The organism is Zunongwangia sp. HRR-M8, from assembly GCF_027594405.1.
GTDB lineage: Bacteria > Bacteroidota > Bacteroidia > Flavobacteriales > Flavobacteriaceae > Zunongwangia.
The window spans coordinates 2,022,710-2,045,540 of sequence record NZ_CP115161.1 but is presented as its reverse complement, the minus strand read 5'-3'; the positions used below and the strand labels follow the sequence as shown (position 1 = coordinate 2,045,540).

Annotated in this window: 18 protein-coding genes; 11 read left to right on the top strand and 7 right to left on the bottom strand. The window is 34.9% G+C overall.

Annotated elements, in window-relative coordinates; genetic code table 11:
* Window positions 1-3: 3 nt before the first annotated feature.
* From PBT89_RS08830 to tsaD, 3 genes are read right to left on the bottom strand one after another with little or no spacing between them, the layout of a single operon-like run.
* A complete protein-coding gene (locus PBT89_RS08830; protein ID WP_270061574.1) occupies window positions 4-651 on the bottom strand; it encodes a DUF4159 domain-containing protein in 648 nt (215 codons plus the stop codon).
* On the bottom strand, window positions 651-1,364 hold the full coding sequence (locus tag PBT89_RS08825; RefSeq protein WP_270061573.1) for a 16S rRNA (uracil(1498)-N(3))-methyltransferase: 714 nt from the start codon (window positions 1,362-1,364) through the stop codon (window positions 651-653). The genes PBT89_RS08830 and PBT89_RS08825 overlap by 1 nt, the downstream gene beginning before the upstream one ends.
* A gap of 2 nt (window positions 1,365-1,366) precedes the next feature.
* The gene (tsaD, locus tag PBT89_RS08820) at window positions 1,367-2,386 is read right to left on the bottom strand and encodes a tRNA (adenosine(37)-N6)-threonylcarbamoyltransferase complex transferase subunit TsaD (protein ID WP_270061572.1); all 1,020 of its coding nucleotides are present in this window, start codon (window positions 2,384-2,386) and stop codon (window positions 1,367-1,369) included.
* A 162-nt stretch (window positions 2,387-2,548) separates the two neighbouring features.
* Between tsaD and PBT89_RS08815 the strand changes: the two genes are divergently transcribed.
* From PBT89_RS08815 to PBT89_RS08800, 4 genes are all read left to right on the top strand, one after another.
* Window positions 2,549-6,898 carry a translocation/assembly module TamB domain-containing protein gene (locus PBT89_RS08815; protein WP_270061571.1) on the top strand — a complete coding sequence of 1,450 codons (4,350 nt, stop codon included), beginning with the start codon at window positions 2,549-2,551 and terminating at the stop codon, window positions 6,896-6,898.
* Between the two features lie 100 nt (window positions 6,899-6,998).
* Window positions 6,999-7,985 (top strand): 6-phosphofructokinase, encoded by a 987-nt coding sequence (pfkA, locus tag PBT89_RS08810; protein ID WP_270061341.1) that lies wholly within the window; start codon window positions 6,999-7,001, stop codon window positions 7,983-7,985.
* Entirely contained in the window at window positions 7,985-8,350 is a 366-nt protein-coding gene (locus tag PBT89_RS08805; protein ID WP_270061570.1) for a methylglyoxal synthase, read from the top strand. The genes pfkA and PBT89_RS08805 overlap by 1 nt, the downstream gene beginning before the upstream one ends.
* Window positions 8,351-8,363: 13 nt before the next feature.
* Window positions 8,364-9,011: an acyloxyacyl hydrolase gene (locus tag PBT89_RS08800; protein WP_270061569.1), complete on the top strand. Its 648-nt coding sequence runs from the start codon at window positions 8,364-8,366 to the stop codon at window positions 9,009-9,011.
* A gap of 14 nt (window positions 9,012-9,025) precedes the next feature.
* Here the strand turns inward: PBT89_RS08800 and PBT89_RS08795 are convergent, their stop codons facing one another.
* Both PBT89_RS08795 and PBT89_RS08790 read right to left on the bottom strand, forming a co-directional pair.
* Window positions 9,026-9,553 (bottom strand): 5' nucleotidase, NT5C type, encoded by a 528-nt coding sequence (locus tag PBT89_RS08795; RefSeq protein WP_270061568.1) that lies wholly within the window; start codon window positions 9,551-9,553, stop codon window positions 9,026-9,028.
* 25 nt (window positions 9,554-9,578) lie between these two features.
* Window positions 9,579-10,463 (bottom strand): phosphatase PAP2 family protein, encoded by an 885-nt coding sequence (locus PBT89_RS08790; RefSeq protein WP_270061567.1) that lies wholly within the window; start codon window positions 10,461-10,463, stop codon window positions 9,579-9,581.
* Window positions 10,464-10,638: 175 nt separating this feature from the next.
* On the opposite strand from PBT89_RS08790, the gene mgrA reads away from it, so the two are divergent.
* Window positions 10,639-11,637 (top strand): L-glyceraldehyde 3-phosphate reductase, encoded by a 999-nt coding sequence (mgrA, locus tag PBT89_RS08785; protein ID WP_270061566.1) that lies wholly within the window; start codon window positions 10,639-10,641, stop codon window positions 11,635-11,637.
* 49 nt (window positions 11,638-11,686) lie between these two features.
* Here the strand turns inward: mgrA and PBT89_RS08780 are convergent, their stop codons facing one another.
* Together PBT89_RS08780 and PBT89_RS08775 are read right to left on the bottom strand one after the other, a co-directional pair.
* Entirely contained in the window at window positions 11,687-12,073 is a 387-nt protein-coding gene (locus PBT89_RS08780) for a RidA family protein (protein ID WP_270061347.1), read from the bottom strand.
* A gap of 25 nt (window positions 12,074-12,098) precedes the next feature.
* Entirely contained in the window at window positions 12,099-14,837 is a 2,739-nt protein-coding gene (locus PBT89_RS08775; protein ID WP_270061565.1) for a putative LPS assembly protein LptD, read from the bottom strand.
* A 136-nt stretch (window positions 14,838-14,973) separates the two neighbouring features.
* Between PBT89_RS08775 and PBT89_RS08770 the strand changes: the two genes are divergently transcribed.
* From PBT89_RS08770 to PBT89_RS08745, 6 genes are all read left to right on the top strand, one after another.
* A complete protein-coding gene (locus PBT89_RS08770) occupies window positions 14,974-16,104 on the top strand; it encodes an N-acetylmuramoyl-L-alanine amidase family protein (protein WP_270061349.1) in 1,131 nt (376 codons plus the stop codon).
* A gap of 53 nt (window positions 16,105-16,157) precedes the next feature.
* On the top strand, window positions 16,158-17,108 hold the full coding sequence (locus PBT89_RS08765; RefSeq protein ID WP_270061350.1) for an MlaD family protein: 951 nt from the start codon (window positions 16,158-16,160) through the stop codon (window positions 17,106-17,108).
* Window positions 17,109-17,115: 7 nt separating this feature from the next.
* Window positions 17,116-18,450 (top strand): (Fe-S)-binding protein, encoded by a 1,335-nt coding sequence (locus PBT89_RS08760; protein WP_270061564.1) that lies wholly within the window; start codon window positions 17,116-17,118, stop codon window positions 18,448-18,450.
* Between the two features lie 24 nt (window positions 18,451-18,474).
* Entirely contained in the window at window positions 18,475-19,266 is a 792-nt protein-coding gene (locus PBT89_RS08755; protein WP_270061563.1) for a (Fe-S)-binding protein, read from the top strand.
* Between the two features lie 116 nt (window positions 19,267-19,382).
* Entirely contained in the window at window positions 19,383-19,868 is a 486-nt protein-coding gene (locus PBT89_RS08750; RefSeq protein WP_270061353.1) for an ABC transporter ATPase, read from the top strand.
* Window positions 19,868-22,804: a glycoside hydrolase family 3 N-terminal domain-containing protein gene (locus tag PBT89_RS08745; protein ID WP_270064255.1), complete on the top strand. Its 2,937-nt coding sequence runs from the start codon at window positions 19,868-19,870 to the stop codon at window positions 22,802-22,804. The genes PBT89_RS08750 and PBT89_RS08745 overlap by 1 nt, the downstream gene beginning before the upstream one ends.
* Window positions 22,805-22,831: the final 27 nt, after the last annotated feature.

Sequence of the window (22,831 nt, the reverse complement as noted above, 5' to 3'; positions counted from 1 at the left end):
TTATTAATTTTCAAATGCATATTTGATGATATTGGCGCCCATTTTTAGCGCTTTCAAGCGAACTTCTTTGGGATCGTGATGTACTTCTTCATTCTCCCATCCGTCACCTAAATCACTTTCAAAAGTAAATAGTAACACTAATCTAGTATCATCAAAAATCCCTAATGCTTGTGGACGTTTACCATCATGCTCATGGATTTTTGGTAAGCCATTGGGGAATTGATATTCTGAATGAAAAATGGGATGCGAGGCTGGTAATTCTTTTAGTTCCTTATCAGGAAAAACCTTTTTAAGTGCTGAAATTAAGTATTCGCGCATGCCGTAATTGTCATCGATATGTAAAAATCCACCACCTAAAAGATAGTTTCTTAAGTTTTCGGCTTCACTTTCAGAAAAGATGACATTCCCATGCCCTGTCATATGCACAAAAGGATACATAAAAATTTCTGGCCCTGCCGGATTTACAGTAACTGGTTTGGGATCTAATTTGGTCTCAATATTTTGATTGCAAAATGCGATAAGATTTGGCAAGCCAGTAGGATTTGCATACCAATCGCCCCCACCATTATATTTTAAAAGTGCAATTTTTTGAGCTTGTATAAATTGAAGTCCGCCTATAAGAAGTAAGACCAAAAAGCACTTTTTAATCATTATTCAGTTTCATTAATTAGGTTAATGGTATGGCAGGCAACAATTCCGGCAGTTTCTGTACGTAATCGGCTTGTGCCTAAACTTACCGGAGAAAAGTCATTTTCTAGTGCCGTATCAATCTCTTCTGTAGAAAAATCACCTTCAGGACCAATTAATATTAACGTATCGGTTTGGGCAGCAGCGGCATTTTGCAATAAAATCCTAGGTTTGTTTTCTTCGCAATGCGCGATAAATTTTTCAGCTTTAAAAGATTGTTTTATAAATTCTGAAAAAACCACAGGTTCGTTTAATTTGGGCATTCTAAAATGTAGTGATTGCTTCATCGCACTTTTTAAAACACGCTCATAGCGATCTAGTTTTACAACTTTACGCTCTGAATGATCGCAGAAAACGGGTGTTATTTCATCTACCCCAATCTCAGTAGCTTTTTCTAAAAACCACTCGTATCGATCGTTCATTTTGGTAGGTGCAACCGCTAAGTGTAGCCAGTATTTGGGCCGAGGTTCTTTTTCGGTATCGATAATTTTAGCAACGCATTGTTTAATATCTGCATTAATAATCTGCGCTGTAAATAGCAAGCCTTTGCCGTTTGTCACTTTAAGTAAAGCACCCTCTGTTCTGCGTAATACTTTAATTATATGCTTGCTTTCTTCTCTGCTAAAAACTATTTGTTGAGCAGATTCATCAATATCTGGCTGAAAAAATAATTGCATACTTATATTTTATATCGCGCCTGTGCGGTTGTCGAATAATCTGAAAATTCTTTCTTCAGAAATTTATAGTGTCCTGCAATGGCAATCATGGCAGCATTATCTGTAGTATATTCAAATTTAGGGATAAAACACTTCCATTTATATCTTTTTTCGGCATCGATCAATGCGTTTCTTATACCACTATTAGCAGAAACCCCGCCACCAATAGCAACCTGGTTAATCCCTTTTTCCTTTACCGCTTTTTTTAGTTTATCCATTAAAATCTCTACGATAGTATATTGAATTGAAGCACAGATATCTTTCAGGTTCTTTTCAACAAATTCTGGGTCTTCTTTCACATGCTTTTCAACGAAATAAAGCACCGCAGTTTTAAATCCACTAAAACTAAAATTTAATCCGCTTACTTTTGGTTTAGGAAACTTAAAAGCTTTAGGATTTCCTTCTCGCGCGTATTTATCGATTAGCGGTCCTCCCGGATAAGGCAAACCTAAAATTTTTGCACTTTTATCAAAAGCTTCTCCAACGGCATCATCAATGGTTTCGCCAATAACTTCCATAGAAAAGTAATCGGTGACTTTTACAATTTGAGTATGCCCACCACTAATCGTCATTGCTAAAAAAGGGAATTCTGGTTTTGCGAATCCATCTTCTTCAATAAAATGTGCTAATATATGCGCTTGCATATGATTAACTTCTATTAATGGGATACCTAATCCCATAGATAAACTTTTTGCAAAAGAAGTTCCAACTAGTAGAGATCCCATAAGTCCCGGACCTCTGGTAAAAGCAATTGCAGATATATCTTTTTTACCGATATTTGCCTTTGCAATGGCTTGATGAATCACAGGAACAATGTTTTGTTGATGCGCTCTAGAGGCAAGTTCTGGAACAACACCACCATATTGTTGATGAACTTCTTGAGTAGCGACAATATTACTACGTATCTTGCCGTTGCAAAGTATAGAAGCAGCAGTATCGTCACAAGAGGATTCTATTCCTAAAATATAGATATCTTGGGCCATATTCGGGTTGTTGGGCATAAATATTGATAATTAGAACGCAAAGTTAAAACATAAAAGCATATCAAAAAATTCTGGAAAATATTAACTAGAACATTGGTTGGATTGCTTTTGCTGTTTATACTACTGCTTATAGTTTTTTCGATACCGTCGGTTCAAACTTCTTTGGCCGATAAACTTACCAAATCTTTAAAAGAAAACAATAATGTGAATATAGATATTGGCCGTGTGTCGCTAAGTTATTTTGGCGACGTTCAGGTTAATAACATTTATATTGAAGATCACCACCAAGACACATTAATATTTGCTAAAGAACTAAGAACTTCAATAGTTGGCTTAGGGAATTTATTGAATGGTTCTCCAAAACTTGGAAAGACCGCCGTACAGGATTTTACGATGCGTATGCGTAGATACGAAGGTGAAGATCTGGATAATATGGGTGTTTTTATAAGTAAATTAAGTTCTGAATCCTCATCCAACAATAAACCTTTTAAATTAAGTGTTTCGAATCTTCAGGTACTGGATAGTCGATATAGTTTTATTGATGAAAATAATAAGTATCCTGAAATTATCAAATTTGATGAATTAAGCATTAATGCTGATAATTTTGGAGTTGATGGAGCTGAAATTACGGCAGATATCAAATTAATTAGAGCGCATGACAGGCGAGGAATGCAAATTAAGCGCTTAAGTACAAATTTTCTCTATAATCCTACCAATATGAAGCTAAGTGAGTTGGAGATTATTACAACTCATTCAGAAATTTATGCCGATTTAGATTTTAACTATCAGGAAGGCGATTTTGGAGATTTTTTCAATAAAGTAAAAATAAATGCAGATTTTCACGAATCTGAAATTTCTTCTAATGATCTTCAGGTTTTTTATGACGCTTTTGGAGATGATGAATCTTTAAATTTAAGCGCTAATTTAAGTGGTAATTTAAATGATCTCCAGATGAACGATGTGCAGCTTTTTGGTTTGGATCGCAGTGCTATCTACGGAGATCTTCATATGAAAGGTGCTTTTACAGGTGAAGCGGAAGATTTCGAACTAAGTGGTGATCTAAGCAATTTTTCTTCAAATTACTATGATTTAGTTAACTTTTTACCCGGAGTTTTAAGTGGAACACTTCCGCAAGAACTTAGTGCTTTTGGGAATGTAAGAGTGGATGGGAACACAAAAATCACCAGTTCTTCTGTGGATTTAAATATCAATCTAACTTCTCAATTGGGATCGGCTACCGCAAAAGTTTATTTCAATAATCTGAATAGCGATAATGCGGGTTATGCCGGAAATTTAAAAGTAAAAGATTTTAATTTAGGAAGGTTAATCGAAAACAAAGAAGTAGGAAAAACTTCTTTTAATTTAGATATTGATGGAACTGGATTTACCGCCGACAATTTAAATACAAAACTTAAAGGCCAAATTTCAAAATTAGGTTTTAAAGGATATAATTATGCCAATATCCGTGTGATTGGGAACATGCGTGCACCGGTATTTAACGGAAATCTGGCAATTAACGATCCTAATTTAAGAATGGAGTTTAATGGTCTCGCAGATTTATCTTCAGATGTTAATAATTATGATTTTGAAGCTTCTGTAGCCTATGCCGATCTTTTTAAAATGAATCTTATTGCTCGCGATACGATTTCTATTTTTAAAGGAGATATTATTATGAATATGGCGGGCACAAATATCGATGATGCTGTTGGTCAAATTTTATTGCTGAATACTTCTTACGAAAATCAGATGGATATGTACAGATTTGATGATTTTAGCATCAAATCTAGCTTTGAAGGGGACATTAGGACGATCGCCATTAATAGCCCAGATGTGCTTAGCGGGGAAATGAAAGGTCGCTTCAGGTTATCTGAATTAGAAGCTTTATTTCAGAATTCTATAGGTTCAATTTATACCAATTATGAGCCGAATGTGATTACCAATAATCAGTTTATGGAATTCGATTTCGATGTCTACAATAAAATTGTCGAAGTTTTTTATCCAGATTTAACCTTATCTCCCAATACTTTTTTGCGGGGTAGAGTAGAGTCTGATGAATCTGAATTCACACTTAATTTCAGGTCTCCAGAAATCGATCTTTTTGATAATATTTTTCAGGGAGTAAACCTTCAGGTAGATAATACCAATCCTATTTATAATACTTATTTTGAAGCCGATAGTGTTTCTACTGCAAACTATAATTTTTCAGAATTCAGTTTTATTAATGTAACACAGCGCGACACCTTATTTGTACGTTCTGAATTTAAAGGTGGAAAAACCGATGAAGATGTTTTCAATATTAACTTATACCATACGATCAATAAAGAAAATCAATCTGTGGTAGGAATTCAGCGTAGTGATCTTACGTTTAAGAAAAACACCTGGTATATTAACCAAAATCGAAATAAGAAAAACAGAATTGTCTTTGAAAACAGCTTTAAAGATATCATCATAGATTCTTTAGTGATGAATCATGAAAACGAAGAAATTCGCTTAAGTGGTGTTGTTAGCGATTCAACCTACAAAGATTTACAGCTAAATTTTAATAATGTTGATCTTCATAAAATCACACCAGAAATTGATAGTTTGGATATAGGTGGGATTTTAAATGGTAAGTTAGATATACTTCAGGAAAAAGGTGCTTATTACCCCAATACTTCGATGCTAATCGATTCGTTAGAAATTAATGAAATATTGCTTGGGAATATGAATTTAGACGTCTCGGGTAACGAAGATCTTACCAAATACGAGATTAATGCAAAGCTCCAAAAGGAAGGCATAGAATCACTTTCAGCTAACGGAGCTATAAATGTTGAAGGCACACAGCCCACGATAGATTTAGAATTAGCGCTTCAGAAATTGAATATGGCTGCATTTAGTCCGTTAGGAGGTGATGTATTAAGTGATATTCGTGGTTTAGCATCAGGTACGGCTACAGTAACAGGTAATTATAAAAATCCAGATTTTGGAGGAAGCCTTTTCTTAAATAAAGCAGGATTAAAAATACCTTATTTGAATGTTGATATTGATTTTCTAAATCAAGCCGAAGTCATTCTCGATCAGCAGCAATTTATCTTTAACGATATTGATATTCGGGACACCAAATATAAAACGCGTGGAGTATTAAAGGGAAATATTGCACACGAGAATTTTACAAAATGGTTTTTGGATCTGGGGATAACCACCGATAGATTATTGGTGCTGGATACAGAAGCCGACGAAGATGCTCTTTATTACGGTACTGCATTTATTAGCGGAGATGCAGGCATTAAGGGGCCAACAGATCAATTAGTGATAGACGTAAACGCGGCTACAGAGGAAGGAACAATTTTTAAAATTCCGCTAAGTGATCAAGAATCTGTAGGAGATAATTCTTATATCCACTTTTTAACTCCGGAAGAAAAGGCAGCACGTGCAGCAGGTAAAGAGATTGAGATACCTGAAGTAAAAGGAATAGAGCTTTTGTTTGATCTTGATGTTACCCGGGATGCTGAAGTAGAAGTAGTAATCGACCAAACAAGTGGTAGTACATTACGTGGTCGAGGCGCAGGAAATTTACTTCTAGAAATTAATACTAATGGTAAATTTAACATGTGGGGTGATTTTATCGTGTATGAAGGTGTTTATAATTTTAAGTATGCTGGTTTAGTACAAAAAGTATTTAATGTAAAATCTGGCGGAAGTATTAATTGGGACGGTAATCCATTACAGGCAGAATTAAATGTTAGCGCTATTTATTCGCTAAATGCCAATCCTGCAGTATTATTAGAAAACCCTTCAGTGAATCGAAAAATCCCTGTAGATGTTGTGATCAATCTACAAGGACAGGTAATTCAACCAGATATTAATTTTGATATTCAGTTTCCAACGGCAAGTTCTGCGGTGCGTTCAGAATTAGAATATCGTATGGATGATAGAGCAAGCAGAGAGCTACAGGCATTATTTCTAGTAACACAAAATGCGTTTTACAGCGAATTTGGATTAAATCAAACTGCGATTACCGGTACGTTAGCTGAAAGAGCTTCGAGTATTGTAAACGATATCTTTGCGGATGATGATGGTAAATTTCAGGTAGGTGTTAACTACGTTCAGGGAGATCGTACTCCAAACCAACAAACAGTCGATCGATTTGGACTTACATTGAGTACCCAAATTAGTGAAAGAGTACTTATTAATGGAGCAGTGGGAGTTCCTATTGGTGGTACTACCGAATCGGTTATTGTTGGAGATTTGGAAATCGATTTTTTGTTAAATGAAGATGGTTCTTTAAGAGCTACAGTTTTTAATAGAGAAAATAATATTCAATTTATAGGTGAGCAGATTGGATTTACCCAAGGTGTTGGATTATCATATTCTGTAGATTTCGATACTTTCAAAGAATTGATTAGAAAAATAACAAATAAAGAATTGGAAAGCTCCAATACTCCTCAGGAAAATGTAAATGAGAAAATTGAAGCTAAAAACTCATTGGCTCCAGACTATATCAACTTTCCTTCTGAAGATACAGATTTATAAACACTAAAAATAATTGATAATTTGAAGTCAATTAAATCCCAGTTCGTTTACTATTTTCGTGTTTACTTTGTAATTTTACAATCCAAATTATAATTATTTTATGAGTAAAAGAATTAAACGAATCGGAGTAATAACTTCTGGAGGTGATGCACCTGGAATGAATGCTGCAATTCGCGCTGTGGTTAGAGCATGCTCTTATTATCATGTTAGCTGTGTAGGTTTTTTTAATGGATATAACGGGTTAATAAACGGAGAGTTTGAAGAGCTTGACGCTCGTAGTGTACGTAATATTATAAATTTGGGAGGTACTTTCTTGAAGAGTGCTCGTTCTAAAGAATTTAGAACAAAAGAAGGAAGAGCAAAAGCTTATCAAGTTCTCAAAAAAGAAAAAGTTGATGGATTGGTTTTGATTGGTGGTGACGGAACTTTTGCTGGGGGACAAATCTTTAGTAAAGAATATGATATTCCTGTTATTGGAGTACCGGGAACTATTGATAATGACATTTTTGGAACTTCACACACTATAGGCTATGATACTGCTTTAAATACAGTAGTTACGGCTATAGATAAAATTAGAGACACAGCAAGTTCTCATGATCGCTTATTTTTTATAGAAGTGATGGGAAGAGACGCCGGTTTTATAGCACTAAACACAGGAATTGGTGCAGGAGCCGAAGAAATTTTAATTCCAGAAGAGAATTTAGGCTTAGATCGATTACTAGATTCTCTAGAAAAGAGTAGGCGATCGGGCAAGTCTTCGAGTATTGTTATAGTTTCTGAAGGGGATAAAATAGGTAAAAATGTGTTTCAGCTTGCCGATTATGTTAAGGAAAATCTGCCTTATTATGACGCCAAAGTTACAGTTTTAGGGCATATTCAACGAGGAGGAGTTCCTACATGTTTTGATCGTGTATTAGCAAGTAGACTGTCTGTAAAAGCTGTGGAGTTATTGTTAGATGATCAAAAAAATCTGATGGTGGGTCTTAAAGATGATGATATAATTTCTTGTCCTTTAGATGATGTGATTCATGAGAAACCATCGATAAATAAAGATTTGCTTAGAATTTCTGAAATACTTTCGACTTAATGAAAACAATTGCGATTATTGCTCATAATGGGAAAAAAGCTGAAATGGTTCAGTTTCTAAACGAATATCGATCGGTTTTAGAATCAAAAGAAGTGCAATTAATTTCTACCGGTACGACCGGTAGCAAAGCCGAAGTTGCCGGATTTAGTGTACATAAATTATTATCTGGTCCGCTTGGTGGCGATGCACAAATCGCGAGTAGACTAGTAGAAGGAAAGGTTGATATGGTGGTTTTCTTTAGAGATCCTATGGATAAACATCCTCATGAACCCGATATTTTTATGCTAATGAGACTTTGCGACGTTCATAATATTCCTTTAGCTACAAATCCGGCAACGGCAAAACTTTTAGTGGAAGGTATTTAAATAAATTTATCTCTTGAAGAATACTAAACCTCTATTATTTATTTCGATACTTTTTTCATTATATAATTCTTTTGGGCAGAAAAATGAATCTAACTATCAGGGTGAATTTTATAAATTAGGTTTCAACTATGGGTTTGGAAGTGTAGATAATCCTATCTTTACAGATGATGATTATTTATATGATTTTCAGCTTAGAAAAATTGAAATCTACTATAAAATTAAAGAAGGAATTTTTTATGATTTAGAATTTATTTTTCAGCCAGAATATAATACCGTTAAACATCAACTCACTAGTGATAGGTATATTGTGGGTGTTAATCATCCGTTAATTGATAGAGTGGAGGAAATGAAAACACTTAAAAAATTTCATGAATATATAATGAATTTTGGGATGATTGCTAGAAAGAAAATCGGCCATTCCAGTAGTCTTTATTTTCTTGCTAGTATTGGTCCAGGTTATTTTGAGAAGACCAGTGAACGTATGGAAAAAGGAATTGGTTTTTCTGATAATTTGGCAATAGGTTTTAGTTACGATATCAACCGATTTTTTTTGGATTCACGGATAGGTTATCGCCATGTTTCTAATGCTAACATCAATCAGGTGAATGATGGATATGATTCTTTAATAATAGATATTGGTATAGGATTTTATTTATTATAAGAATACTATTTGCTTTAAATCTCAAAAAAATCTAAAACTTCTTTCCAGTTTTTTGCTCTGGAGTGGTTCTTAACTTTTAGGTTGTGGAAAGCCTCAAAAAGTAATGTTTCTCCTTTAAAAGGATCAAGATTTTTTGGGTGATCATCAATCATAAAATCTGTATTGATAATACTTTTATTTCCGCAGAAAATAATATTCTTCCAGCTTATAAAAGGAAAATGATTTTGTAGCCAGTTTCTTTTTTCAGTAAGACTAATTGGGAATTCCATAGCGGCTGAGACCACATAAATTTCGTAGTTTTCTTGTAGTTTTTGTACTGCATGTATAGCTCCATCCATAACTGGAGCAGTTTCGAAGAAATGTGATGAGTTTGCGTACTTTTTTATAATGCCCTTTACAGGAAAAGCATTAGATTCAGATTTACCTCGAATATCTTCCCGAGATAAATTTTCACTATATTCCTTATTATACCAGGTTAAAAAATGCGTTTCCACATCTGCCATCACACCATCCATGTCTATGGCTATAGATTGTTTTTTCATTAATTTTTATTCTAAATTAGAATCGCTAGAATTTTCCTACAACACCTATGGTACCCGCGCCCATGGTTAAATGCCAACTCACTTTGGTCTCTTTTCTTAATTCAGGATTATTTTTCATTAATGTTTGCTGATCGAGATATTTATCTACCGAATCTACTACGGCGATAGTCAAAGCCATACTTAAAGCCACATCGGTAAGCCAGTGAGCTCCTTGCCAGAGTCTGGATACTGGTGAAACCATTCCTGCTAAGTATAAACCTCCTTTAACCCAGGGACTTTCAAATTGCTTACTTAAAGCGTAAAATGTCGTAAATGATAATATGGTATGTCCTGAAGGAAAGGAATGGTAAGTACCCTCTTTAGAAAATGGTTTAAAAGATAATCGATCTCTACCATCGCCGGGACGGGCTCTTCCCGCAATATTCTTAGAAATAGTTTGTATAAGTCCTGCACTACTTGCTGCTGAAATCATTAAAATCCCTGTTCTTCTAATTTTAGGACTTTTAGTGAATAATCCAGTAAAATAGATTAATCCGGTGACTCCATAGTTGTTCTGCGGACTTCCAAAATACCATCCAAATTCTTTGATAACGCCCGGAACATCTTCTTCTTGATCTCTAAAAAATTGATGAGCTTCTTCATCCATAAGATTCAGCCCTGCGGCTCCTATAGCCGTTCCCAAAAAAAGACCGATATCATCATTTTGCCATTGGAAAGGTCTAGAATACGTGTATTTTAATCCGCCAAACATAAGTTCAGCATCACTTTTTAGGGTTTCCCAGGTCGATTCATCTGGATTATTAAAAGTAGAATTAAATTCAGGAGTTCCTTCCTGAGACACTACTGAAGTTGTTATTACTAAAAGTAAGCTCTGAAAATATAGCTTTAGATTAAAGCTTTTCAATTTCATCTTTAAAATTTTTTACAAATAAATAGTATTTACATAAATTAAACATCCTATTAAAGATTTTTTTAATTGGAAAGTCCATAATGGTCTATTTTATACAAGTATTTTTTTTTGCCAAATTAAGGGGTTATTTGAATTGTTTTCCTAGCTTGTAGCCTTGATAATAAATAAGTTGAAAATGAATAAATATCAGCCTAAGGAAGATAGGTACATTAAAATGAAATACCGCCGCTGCGGTAAAAGTGGCATCAAATTGCCGATGATTTCGCTAGGATTATGGCACAACTTTGGGGATGTTGACGATTTGGATAATGCTAGAGCTATTTTAAGGACAGCTTTTGACAATGGTATTACTCATTTTGACTTGGCTAACAATTACGGGCCGCCGTACGGTAGCGCAGAAAAAAACTTCGGGAAAATTTTTGCTGAAGATTTCAAACCCTATCGGGACGAATTGATTATATCTTCTAAAGCAGGTTATGATATGTGGCCAGGACCCTATGGGAATTTTGGTTCAAGAAAATATTTAATAGCAAGCCTGGATCAATCACTGCAACGGATGGGATTAGATTATGTAGACGTTTTTTATCATCACAGGCCAGATCCAGACACACCTTTAGAGGAAACTATGGGAGCTTTAGATCAAATTGTAAGAAGTGGTAAAGCGTTGTATGTAGGCGTATCTAATTATCCCGCTGATAGAACTGCCAAAGCTGCTAAAATCTTAAAAGAACTAGGAACTCCATTTTTAATACATCAACCAAGATACAACATGATAGATCGTTGGGTTGAAGAAGATAAGCTGTTGGATACTCTAGAAAATGCTGGACTTGGTAGTATTGTATTTTCTCCGCTTCAGCAGGGAATTTTAACAAATAAGTATTTAAATGGCATACCTAAAGGCTCTCGCGCTGATAAAGAGGGCACTTATCTGCAAAAAGATCGAATTACTCCTGAAATTGTAAATAAAGTGCAACAATTAAATGAAATAGCAAAAGAGAGAAATCAAAGTCTGGCGCAAATGGCTGTTGCCTGGTTGCTTAAAGATGAGCGTGTAAGTTCAGTTTTAGTAGGAGTGAGCAAGATAAAGCAGCTGGAGGATAATATTTCAGCTTTAGACAATCTTGAATTTTCTTCAGCAGAATTAGAGAAGATCGAAAGCATACTTCAAAATTAAAAATATCAAAAAACCTCGAATCTATATTCGAGGTTTTTAATACTTCATTTTATTCTATTACCGCAATAGCGCTTATTTCTACATTTACAAACTTCGGTAAATTGGCAACTTCTACAGTTTCTCTTGCAGGAGCAGTTTCAGCTTCAAAATAAGTTGCATAAATTTCATTAATTTTACTGAAGTTATTCATATCACTAATAAAAATAGAGGTTTTAATCACATTTTCGAATGTGCATCCAGCTTCAGTTAAAATCGCTTTTAGGTTATCCATAACCATTTTAGTTTCCGATTCTAAATCTCCAGTTTCCAAATTTCCGGTTACCGGATTAATTGCTATTTGTCCTGAAATAAAAATCATATTTCCGGTTTTTACAGCCTGATTGTAAGGACCAATAGGAGCAGGGGCTTTTTCAGTTTTTATTATTTGTTTTTTCATAATCTTTATTTAGTGGTTATAGGTTTTAGTTTCTTCCGATAGTTCTTGTTGGCTGTCTACGCTTGTCGTATTTAATATCACTTAATACCGATGATTTTATACCAATAAAGAAATTCCATGATCTTCTTGCGCTAAATGGCACCCAGCTAAAACTCATTCTCCAACTTTCTAAATCTCTTTGGAATCGTAATTGCGTGTATGTAAACCCTCCTTCTCTAATATCAAATCCAGAAGATGCTCCTACGGCCCACTTAGGTGATAATTCAACATCACCAGAAAACATAATGGAATGTGAGGAAATTTCATTTTGTCTTCTTTGGTTACTATATGTCATCGTATATGATAATCGTATATCCCATGGAATTTTATAGCGGTACCATTCTTTGTTTTTCTCCTCTTCTTCATCGCCTTCAAAAGGATCTTCATCTTCATAGAGATTGCCGTCTAAATCGGTATTTTTTCCGAAGAGATCATCCTTACGACCACCATTTCTATAGGATTCGTTATCAATTTCATCTTCATTTTCGTTATCCTTATCTGAAAAATCTTTGCTTGAGAACGAATATCCAAAACTAACATTAGCATTTGTTAATCTAAATAAACTACCGCCATTGGCGATATTTAGCTTGTCGATACGCTGATTACTATTATTAAGCGCATAAGGATCTAGATTTCCGGTAAAGTTTATGTCAAGTTTATTCTGAATAATCGGAATTCCTCCTCGAACGGATACTGGCGCTAATTTTAAAGAATCTGCGGCTAAATTATAAGAAGTACTAAAGCTAAAATTGTTTAATAATTTAATCTTTTTGGGCTCGGTAGCTGTACTGTCTTTATCTCTTACTTTCGCTTCTAACGTGTTACTAACGCTCAATCCAATAGAACTTGAATAGTTTCGGTTAGGCGCTCCATAGAGTGTTCCTGTAAATCTGGAATATTCTACAAGATCTGTTAATCCATCTCTGCCGCTACCCGTTAGAGGTTCGCGCTCGTAGGTATCATAATATTGATCGAAAGCAGGGTTAATTCCGTAGCTAATAGATGGTCTAATAACATGTCTTATAGCTTGTATTTTACTGTCTTTACTAAAATCTTTACGTCCATAAAGCGTAGTACCTAAACTGGCGTTAAAGTTATAGGTACGATAAGAATCAAATCCATTAATAGTATCGATAACCTCACTATTGGTAGTTTCGTCGTAAGAACGCTCGTAAGTTTTAAATACCCAGTTTTCTTCAAAATTGGTACTTGCACTCACACTAAAATACTTAAGAATCTTAAAATTTGTAGCTAGAGGGATACTATGCTGTGCACCCAAAACGGCATCTTCAAACATTTCTGGTTGAAAGAATAAAGAATCGGTGGTATTAAACCGGTTTTCAGCTCTTAAATTATATTGCAAATTTATATTCTGAATGATCCCTTTTTTAGATCCGCCTTTAGGCGCAAAAGGATATATACGATCTACACTGGCCTGCAGTGTAGGCAACGTCATATTAATTTCTCCCGTATTGGTATTTTGACTATGGGTTGCTGTTAAACTGAAATTAACACCGGGATTTCCTTCAAAAGTTTTACTATAAGAGACAGAAGAACTAAGTGTATTATTTAAGAAATTAGCGGTGTTACTCTGGTTTACAGATTGCTGATAGTAATTACTACTACCTAAATTGACGGAAGCCGAAAATCTGGATGAAGGACTCGCCTTTGCATCCTGACTATGGGACCACCGGATGTTATAAACCGAACTTTCCGAAAAGTCAGGAAAACCTCTCTCACTATTGTATTGCCGCTCGTATCTAAAACTAAAATTCCCTCTAAATTTATATCTTTTCGTATAGCTAGATTCAAGTCGCAGTGCATAACTTCCGTTGGTATAATAATCTCCAACAGCCAAAAGATCTGCATAATCGCTTAGTGCAAAATAATATCCTCCATTTTGTAGAAAATAACCTTGCTGGCTATCACCAAAAGACGGAATTATAAATCCTGAAGTCCGTTCTTCAGTAAGCGGAAAATAACCAAAAGGTAATCCTAAAGGTGTAGGGATGTCTGCGATATACATATTTACTAAACCAGAAACAATTTTCCTGTCTGGGACAAACTTTATTTTTCTGGCATAAAAATAGTATTCAGGATCGTCTACGTTTTCTGAAGTTGTAAAACGAACGTTCTTCATAAAGTATACAGAATCATTCTCTCTTTTAGTCACTTGTCCTTTTACATTAAAAGAAGCTTCCTGTGTTCTTGAGTTATAAACTAAAGCTCGTTCTGTATCAAAATTAAACCGAATGGAGTCGGGTTCTACTGTTTTAGCTCCCTGCTGAAAAACAGGTGTTTGTGTATAGGCTCCGGTAGAGTCTGTAATACCGTAAGCATAGACTTCGTTTTTTTCGTTGTCTATAATAATGTAACCGGCGTCTATGGTCATATCCTGGTAAACAACCTGGGCTTCGTTGTAGAGATACATCTTCTTTTCACGATTACTTAGCCTCATATAATCGGTTGCTTTGTAATCTACTACATCGGTAATCATCCGGTTTTTTTGCGCTCGCTTAAGTGTGTCTGTTTGAAAAAGACCAAGAATGCTATCCTGAGATTTAATCATTTGTGCTAAAGGTAAGGTACTTACCATAACAAGAGAATCTTTCTCAGCTTCTATCCTAATACTTTGATTTTGTTCAATTTCCTGAGCCTGTAAAAGCGCACTAGAGAACAATAGGAAAATACAGCAAAAAAGTATATTGGGTATATTTGTTTGCAATGCTTTAAGTACTATTTTTGTAAAGAATGGCTTACTTTTTGAGTTTCCAAAATTACATATATTTTTTTAGCTAACTTTTGTGATCACGCGAAAATAGTAATTAAAATATTCACCCAAGAATTAGCGTTGCTTATTTATGAGAACGAATATACTTCAACTTTTAGTATTAGCTTTTATTTTAGTTTCAGGACAGTTATGTTTAGCTGCAGAAAAACCAATGCCTACAGATCCCTTTGTAGTAGTTTTAGATGCCGGTCATGGCGGTAAGGACCCCGGGAACATGGGAAATGGCTATAAAGAAAAAGACATCGCCCTAAGTATTGTTTTAAAAGTGGGTAAGGAGCTGGAAAAAAAAGGAATAAAAGTAGTTTATACCCGTACTACCGATGTGTTTATTCCTTTAATGGAAAGAGGACAGATTGCTAACGATGCCGAAGCAGATCTTTTTGTTTCTGTACACTGTAATTCTCATAATTCTCAGGCTTCAGGAACAGAGACTTTCGTATTAGGATTAAATAGGAATAAAACTAATTTTGAAGTTGCTAAGCGAGAAAACTCGGTAATCTATATGGAGGAAGATTATAAAGTAACTTATAATGGTTTTGATCCTAATTCTCCAGAGTCATTTATAGGTATGACATTGATGCAGGAAGAATATCTTAATCAAAGTATACTGTTGGCCGATTTAATTCAGAAAAAATTCACATACGATCTAAAGCGTAAAAACCGTGGAGTGAAAGAGGGAGCTTTAATTGTATTGCACCAAACCTATATGCCTAGTGTTTTGGTAGAAGTAGGTTTTCTTACTAATGATAGTGAAGGAGCATTCTTAAACAGTACGCCCGGTCAAAATAAAATGTCTGAAGCTATTGTAGAAGGTATTTTAAACTATGGTGCGCAAATTAATATGTCATCTTTAGAAAGTATTGCGCAAATTCCAAAAGCTGTACCACAATCTGAATCTGGTGTTAGTATAGACGGTAAACCTGCAGACTATTATGAAGGAATCATTTTTAGTGTTCAACTCGCGGCTGGATCTTCGAAACTAGAAACCAAGTCTTATAATTTTAAAGGTATCGAGAATGTCTTTAGAAAAAAAGAAGGAAAATTGTACAAATATTATCTGGGTGAAACCTCTAGCTACCTTGATATACAAAAAATCCATCAAAATGCGATAAACAAGGGCTATCCAAATAGTTATATTGTAGCCTTTAAAAATGGAGAAAAGATTACAGTTAATGACGCGTTAAAAACTAATGTCAATTAAGATACTTTTCTATATTTATGCCTAAATTTGTTTGCATACTAAAAAACTAGCTTTTGAAATATTCTAAAGAGGTTAAAACCGCTATTCTTGCTATCGTTGCAATTGTACTTCTTATTTTTGGGTACAGTTTTCTAAAGGGTAAGAACTTATTAGATTCCAGTCGTACATTTTACGCAATTTATGATGATGTTGAAGGATTGTCACCTTCATCTGCAGTAACCATTAATGGTCTAAAAGTAGGACAGGTTACAGATATTGATTTCTTTAATGAAGTAGGTCAACTTGTAGTTACTTTCACAGTAGAGAAAGATTTTACTTTTTCTAAAAACAGTACCGCTAAGGTATACGGAGGTGGGATTATTGGAGGAAAATCATTAGCTATCGTGCCAGAATACGAAAAAGGTGAAATGGCTCAAACTGGAGATACTTTAGATAGTAATGTTGAAGAGGGAATAATGGAATTGGTTAATGAGCGCCTTACCCCACTTCAGCAAAAACTAGAGAGAACAGTTGTAAGTGCAGATTCATTACTTACCTCTATAAATGATCTATTAAATGATAGCACTACCAATAATATCAATAATACATTCAAAAATTTAAATGCCACGATGCGATCTTTGAAGAATACCAGTGGTTCTTTAGAAGGGATTGTGCAGGGTAATGCTGAAAATCTGAATAAAACTTTCGATAATCTTAATAAAATGTCTGGTAACTTTAAAACAGTATCAGATTCTTTAAAAGCTATTAATCTAGGTCAGATTACAGATGATTTGGAAACCGTAGTAGCAGATTTTAGAAATATAGCCGATAATCTTAATGATGGGCAGGGCACCGCAGGAAAGTTACTAAATGACGATAAAGTTTATAATAACCTTGATCGTGCTACCAAGCAGTTGGAAGAACTCCTTCAGGATATTAAATTAAATCCTAAACGATACGTTCATTTCTCTGTTTTCGGTAAAAATCCTGGTCCTTATGACGAACCTAAGGATTCTTTAAAATAAAATAGATATGCAAATTGTTTCTCAAATACTATTTCTAATAGCATTAGTAGCTGGTATTTCATTTTTTGTTAGAAATATTAGAAGGATGCTAAGAAATATTAAGCTTGGGAACGAAATCGATCGTACAGATAATCCTTCAGAAAGATGGTCTAAAACACTAAGGATAGCTTTTGGACAATCCAAGATGGTAAAAAAGCCAATTTCTGGAGCGCTTCATATTATTGTTTATTTAGGTTTTATAATCATTAATATTGAAGTTTTAGAAATTATCATCGATGGTATTTTTGGTACCCATCGTATCCTTTCTTTTCTGGGAGGATTCTATAACGTTTTAATTGGAATCTTTGAAGTTTTAGCACTCTTAGTATTATTAGGAGTAATTATTTTCTGGATTAGAAGAAATGTATTAAATATTTATAGATTTCTAAGTCGAGAATTAAAAGGATGGCCTAAAAACGATGCTAATTATATTCTTTATTTCGAAATGGTGTTGATGACGCTTTTTCTAATAATGAACGCTGCAGATTATCAACTTCAATTAAATGGAGCTGCTCATTATGCTCATGCAGAAGGTATAATTGGTGGATTTCCTATTAGTCAATTTATAGCTCCTCTTTTTGAAGGACTTTCAAATGCCACTTTAATAATTATTGAAAGAGCAGCATGGTGGCTTCATATCTTAGGAATATTATTTTTTCTAAATTACCTATATTATTCTAAACACCTTCATATTCTTTTAGCCTTTCCAAATGTTTATTTTTCCAAATTGAATCCTAAAGGAGAAATGAACAATCTAGAAGCGGTTAAAAAAGAAGTAGCGCTTATGATGGATCCTAATGCCGATCCTTTTGCCGCACCCGCAGAAGACGAAGGAGAACCCGAAAAGTTTGGCGCATCAGATGTTATGGATCTCAATCAGGTACAACTATTAAATTCTTATACCTGTACGGAATGTGGTCGATGTACTGCGGAATGTCCTGCCAATCAAACTGGTAAAAAATTATCTCCTCGGAAGATAATGATGGATACTCGGGATCGTTTAGAAGAAGTAGGAGAAAATATTAATAAAAATGGCAAATTTGAAGATGACGGCAAGCAATTGCTAGATGATTATATTTTGAGAGAAGAATTATGGGCTTGCACCACTTGTAATGCTTGTGTAGAGGCGTGCCCGGTTGGGATCGATCCTTTGTCTATAATTTTAGATATGCGAAGATACTTGGTAATGGAACAAAGTGCTGCTCCCAACGAACTATCAGTTTCTCTAACAAATATAGAAAACAACGGAGCTCCATGGCCGTATAACCAAATGGATCGACTTAAGTGGGCTGAAGAAAATTAATTGAACATATAGAATAGCAGGAATATGGCAGAAGCGATAAAAGTACCAACCATGGCAGAATATATGGCGGAAGGTAAAAAGCCAGAAGTTTTATTTTGGGTAGGTTGTGCAGGAAGTTTTGATGATCGTGCCAAGAAAATTACAAAAGCTTTCGTTAAACTTTTAAATGAAGCTGGAGTAGATTTTGCAGTATTAGGTACCGAAGAAAGTTGTACCGGTGATCCTGCAAAACGCGCAGGAAACGAATTTTTATTCCAAATGCAAGCTGCGATGAATATCGAAACCTTGAATGGCTATGAGATCGAAAAAGTAGTTACAGCCTGCCCTCATTGTTTCAATACAATTAAAAATGAATATCCTTCTTTAGGCGGAACTTACGAAGTAATACACCATACACAATTTTTAAAATCTTTACTTAATGAAGGTCGTTTAAAAGTTGAAGGAGGAAAATTTAAAGGAAAGCGAATTACCTTCCATGATCCTTGTTATTTAGGCAGGGCAAATGGTGAATACGAAGCACCTAGAGATCTTTTAAAAAAGTTAGAAGTAGAACTTATCGAAATGCGCAAATGCAAAAGCAACGGACTTTGTTGTGGGGCAGGGGGTGCGCAAATGTTTAAAGAACCAGAACCCGGGAACAAAGACGTGAATGTCGCCAGAACCGAGCAGGCGATGGAAACTAAACCCGAGGTAATCGCTGCTGGCTGTCCTTTTTGTAATACGATGATGACTGATGGCGTAAAAAGCAAAAATCAGGAAGAAAATATCGATGTTATGGATGTTGCAGAGATGATCGCTAACGCCAAAGATCTTTAAAATCAAATTCTTATAAAATTCCTTCAATAAAGCTTAATTAATTTGAAATATGGCAGCTTTTTTGCGACTATATATTTAATTATTAAGTTTGAAATCGATAAAATTACCACCACAATATGTTAGTACCTTTTGAATCCTTGCCAGATAGTTCACGAGTATGGATCTATCAATCTAACCGATCTTTTACTGAAGAGGAATTATCTGAAATTAAGCAAAAACTAGATCAATTTTTAACCCAGTGGACAGTACATGGCTCTAGCTTAAAAGCTGGGTATGATATTAAATATAAAAGATTTATAACCATTGGTCTAGATCAAGAAATCAATGCAGCTTCAGGATGTTCAATTGATGCTTCAGTTCAATTTATACAAAGCCTTGAAAAAGAATATAATGTCGATTTATTAGATAAGATGAATGTATCCTTTAAGCAGGGAGAATTTGTGGCTTATAAACCCCTAGCAGATTTTAGGAAATTAGCCAAAAATAAATCGGTTTCTCCTAAAACAATCGTCTTCAATAATCTGGTAAATAACAAAGCTGAATATCTTTCAGATTGGGAAGTCCCAGCATCTGAAAGTTGGCACAAGAGATTTATGAATTAATGAGGATAAAAGCTAAACTAACCGTACTGCTTCTATCGTTCTTTTTTTTATCTCCTGTTTTAAATGCTCAGCAGATAAGCAGCCCCGATCCTTTGGTTGCCAATGATAGTTTGGCACAAAAGAAATGGGTAGATAGTATTTATTCTAATTATTCCCTGGAGCAAAAACTTGGGCAGCTTTTTATGGTCGATATTTTTTCGAGCGGATCTCAAAGAGATTTCGATAAAGTACGATCGCTTATTTCAGATTATGAGATAGGAGGAGTTATTTTTTCTAAAGGAGGACCGGTAAGAGAAGCTAAATTAACGAACGAGTTTCAGGAAATCAGCAAAACTCCGCTTCTAGTTGGTATGGATGCAGAATGGGGACTGGCCATGCGCTTAGACTCTACGTTTGCCCTGCCATGGAATATGACTTTAGGAGCTATTCAGGATAATAAATTGATCGAAGAAGCTGGTGCTGCAATCTCAAGACATACAAAACGACTTGGTATTCATATAAATTTTGCACCTGTTGTAGATATCAATACAAATCCTCAAAATCCAATTATTGGTAATCGTTCGTTTGGCGAGAATAAATTTAATGTTACCCAAAAGGCCTTAGCTTTTATGCACGGAATGCATAAAGAAGGAATATTATCTAGCGCTAAACATTTTCCGGGACACGGGGATACCGATCAGGATTCTCATAAAACCTTACCATCGATCAACTTTCCAAAAGAGCGAATAGAAGGCGTTGAGCTTTACCCATATCGTAGCTTAATAAAGGATAGCTTAAGTAGTGTGATGGTGGCGCATCTAGATGTTCCCGCTTTAGGAACTCAAGAAGGAAGACCAACATCTTTATCTAAAAAGGTTGTTACCGGCATGTTACGTGAAAATTTACAATTTAAAGGTTTAATTTTTACCGATGCTTTAAATATGCGTGGGGCTTCCAATTACGACGAACCGGGAGAAATAGATCTAGCCGCTTTTAGAGCAGGAAATGATATTTTATTAATTTCTGAAAATGTTCCAAAATCTATAGAAAAACTGAAATCTGCCTATTATTCAGGTTTGATAACTGAAGAGAGGCTAGCGCATTCAGTAAAAAAGATTCTTAAAGCAAAATATAAGGCAGGACTTAATAATTATGAGCCCGTAGAAGAAACTTTTCTTTATGAAGAACTGAATGGTGTTATGGATAAGGTTCTATATGAGAAATTGATGGAAAATGCCATGACTTTGATTCGTAATAACAAAGGTATGGTGCCTATCAAAAACTTAGATGAACAAAAGATTGCTTATGTAGGATTAGGCGATGATGACGGTACTGCATTTCTTCAGCAATTGAAGAAATATGCGAGAGTTGATCACGTTTCCGCAGAAAAATTACCACAGCTTCTAGATAAACTAAAGGATTACAATTATGTAATTATAGGTTTTCATAAAAGCAATGATAACCCTTGGAAATCGTATAGCTTTAGTAACCAGGAGTTAATTTGGTTGCACGAAATTGCCAGAGCGCATCAAACGCTCTTAACGGTATTTGCAAGTCCTTATTCATTATTAGACATAAGAAGCACCACAAATATTCAGAGTATATTAGAAGCATACCAAAATAGTGAAATTGCACAGCAAAAAGCAGCACAGGTTATTTTTGGTGCAACCGAAGCCAAGGGAAAATTACCCGTTAGTATTGGTATTGAATTTCCGGAAGGTACAGGATATGATACTAAATCTATAAATAGGCTTACGTATGGTTCTCCAGAAAGTGTGGGGATGAATAGCTTTAAATTGAAGAAAATAGATTCGATTGTAAATTATTCTATTGCCAAGAAAATGACGCCTGGAGCGCAAGTTTTAGTGGCAAGAAAGGGAAAAGTAATCTATAGTAAGAATTTTGGATTTCATACCTACGAGCATATAAATCCTGTAACAGATACTTCAGTATACGATTTAGCATCGTTAACCAAAATTCTATCAACTTTGCCTTTGGTGATGAAACAGGTAGAAGAGGGAATAATTAGTTTTGATACCAAATTGGGCGAAATAATGCCGGTTTTTAGGGGAACTAATAAAGAGTTTATCAAGTTACAGGATATGTTGATGCATTATGCAAAACTTAAAGCATGGATTCCTTTTTATGTTCCCACTATAGATGCAGTTACCAAACATCCATCTACATTATACTATCACAAATCGCCAGACGAGCGCTTTAATACCCAAGTTGCTAATGATATGTATATTAGGAAAGATATGCAGGATACTATTATAGATATTATAGCAAAGAGTGGACTTAATCGTAAAAAAGAATATAAGTACAGCGATTTACCATTTTATATTCTAAAATATTATCTTGAGGGATACTACGGTTCTAACTTAAATAGTCTTACCCAAAATAAATTTTACAAAACTCTGGGAGCTAACTATACAGGTTATCTACCGATAACAAGATTCCCATTAGATGAAATTGTACCAACCGAAAATGATAAATTATGGAGAGGGCAGTTAGTACATGGCTATGTTCATGATCAGGGCGCAGCCATGCAAGGAGGTATTGGCGGTCATGCGGGCTTATTTAGTAATGCTAACGACGTTGCCAAAATAATGCAGACCTACCTACAAGGTGGTAGCTATGGTGATCAAACCTACCTAAAATCTAAAACTATAGAAAAGTTTAATACCTGCTATTATTGTAATAGAAATGTAAGGCGTGGTGTTGGTTTCGACAAACCACAGATTAGTGGTGCAGGCCCGGTTTGTTCTTGTGTTTCGCACAGTAGTTTTGGACACAGCGGATTTACAGGAACACTCGCTTGGGCAGATCCAGAAGAAGAGATTGTTTATATATTTTTATCTAATCGTGTATATCCAGATTCGACCAATAGAAAACTGATTCGCGAAAATATTAGAACCAAAATACAGGAAGTAATCTATGATGCTATAGACTATTAATGTAAATTGTTAGAAATAATTAAATTG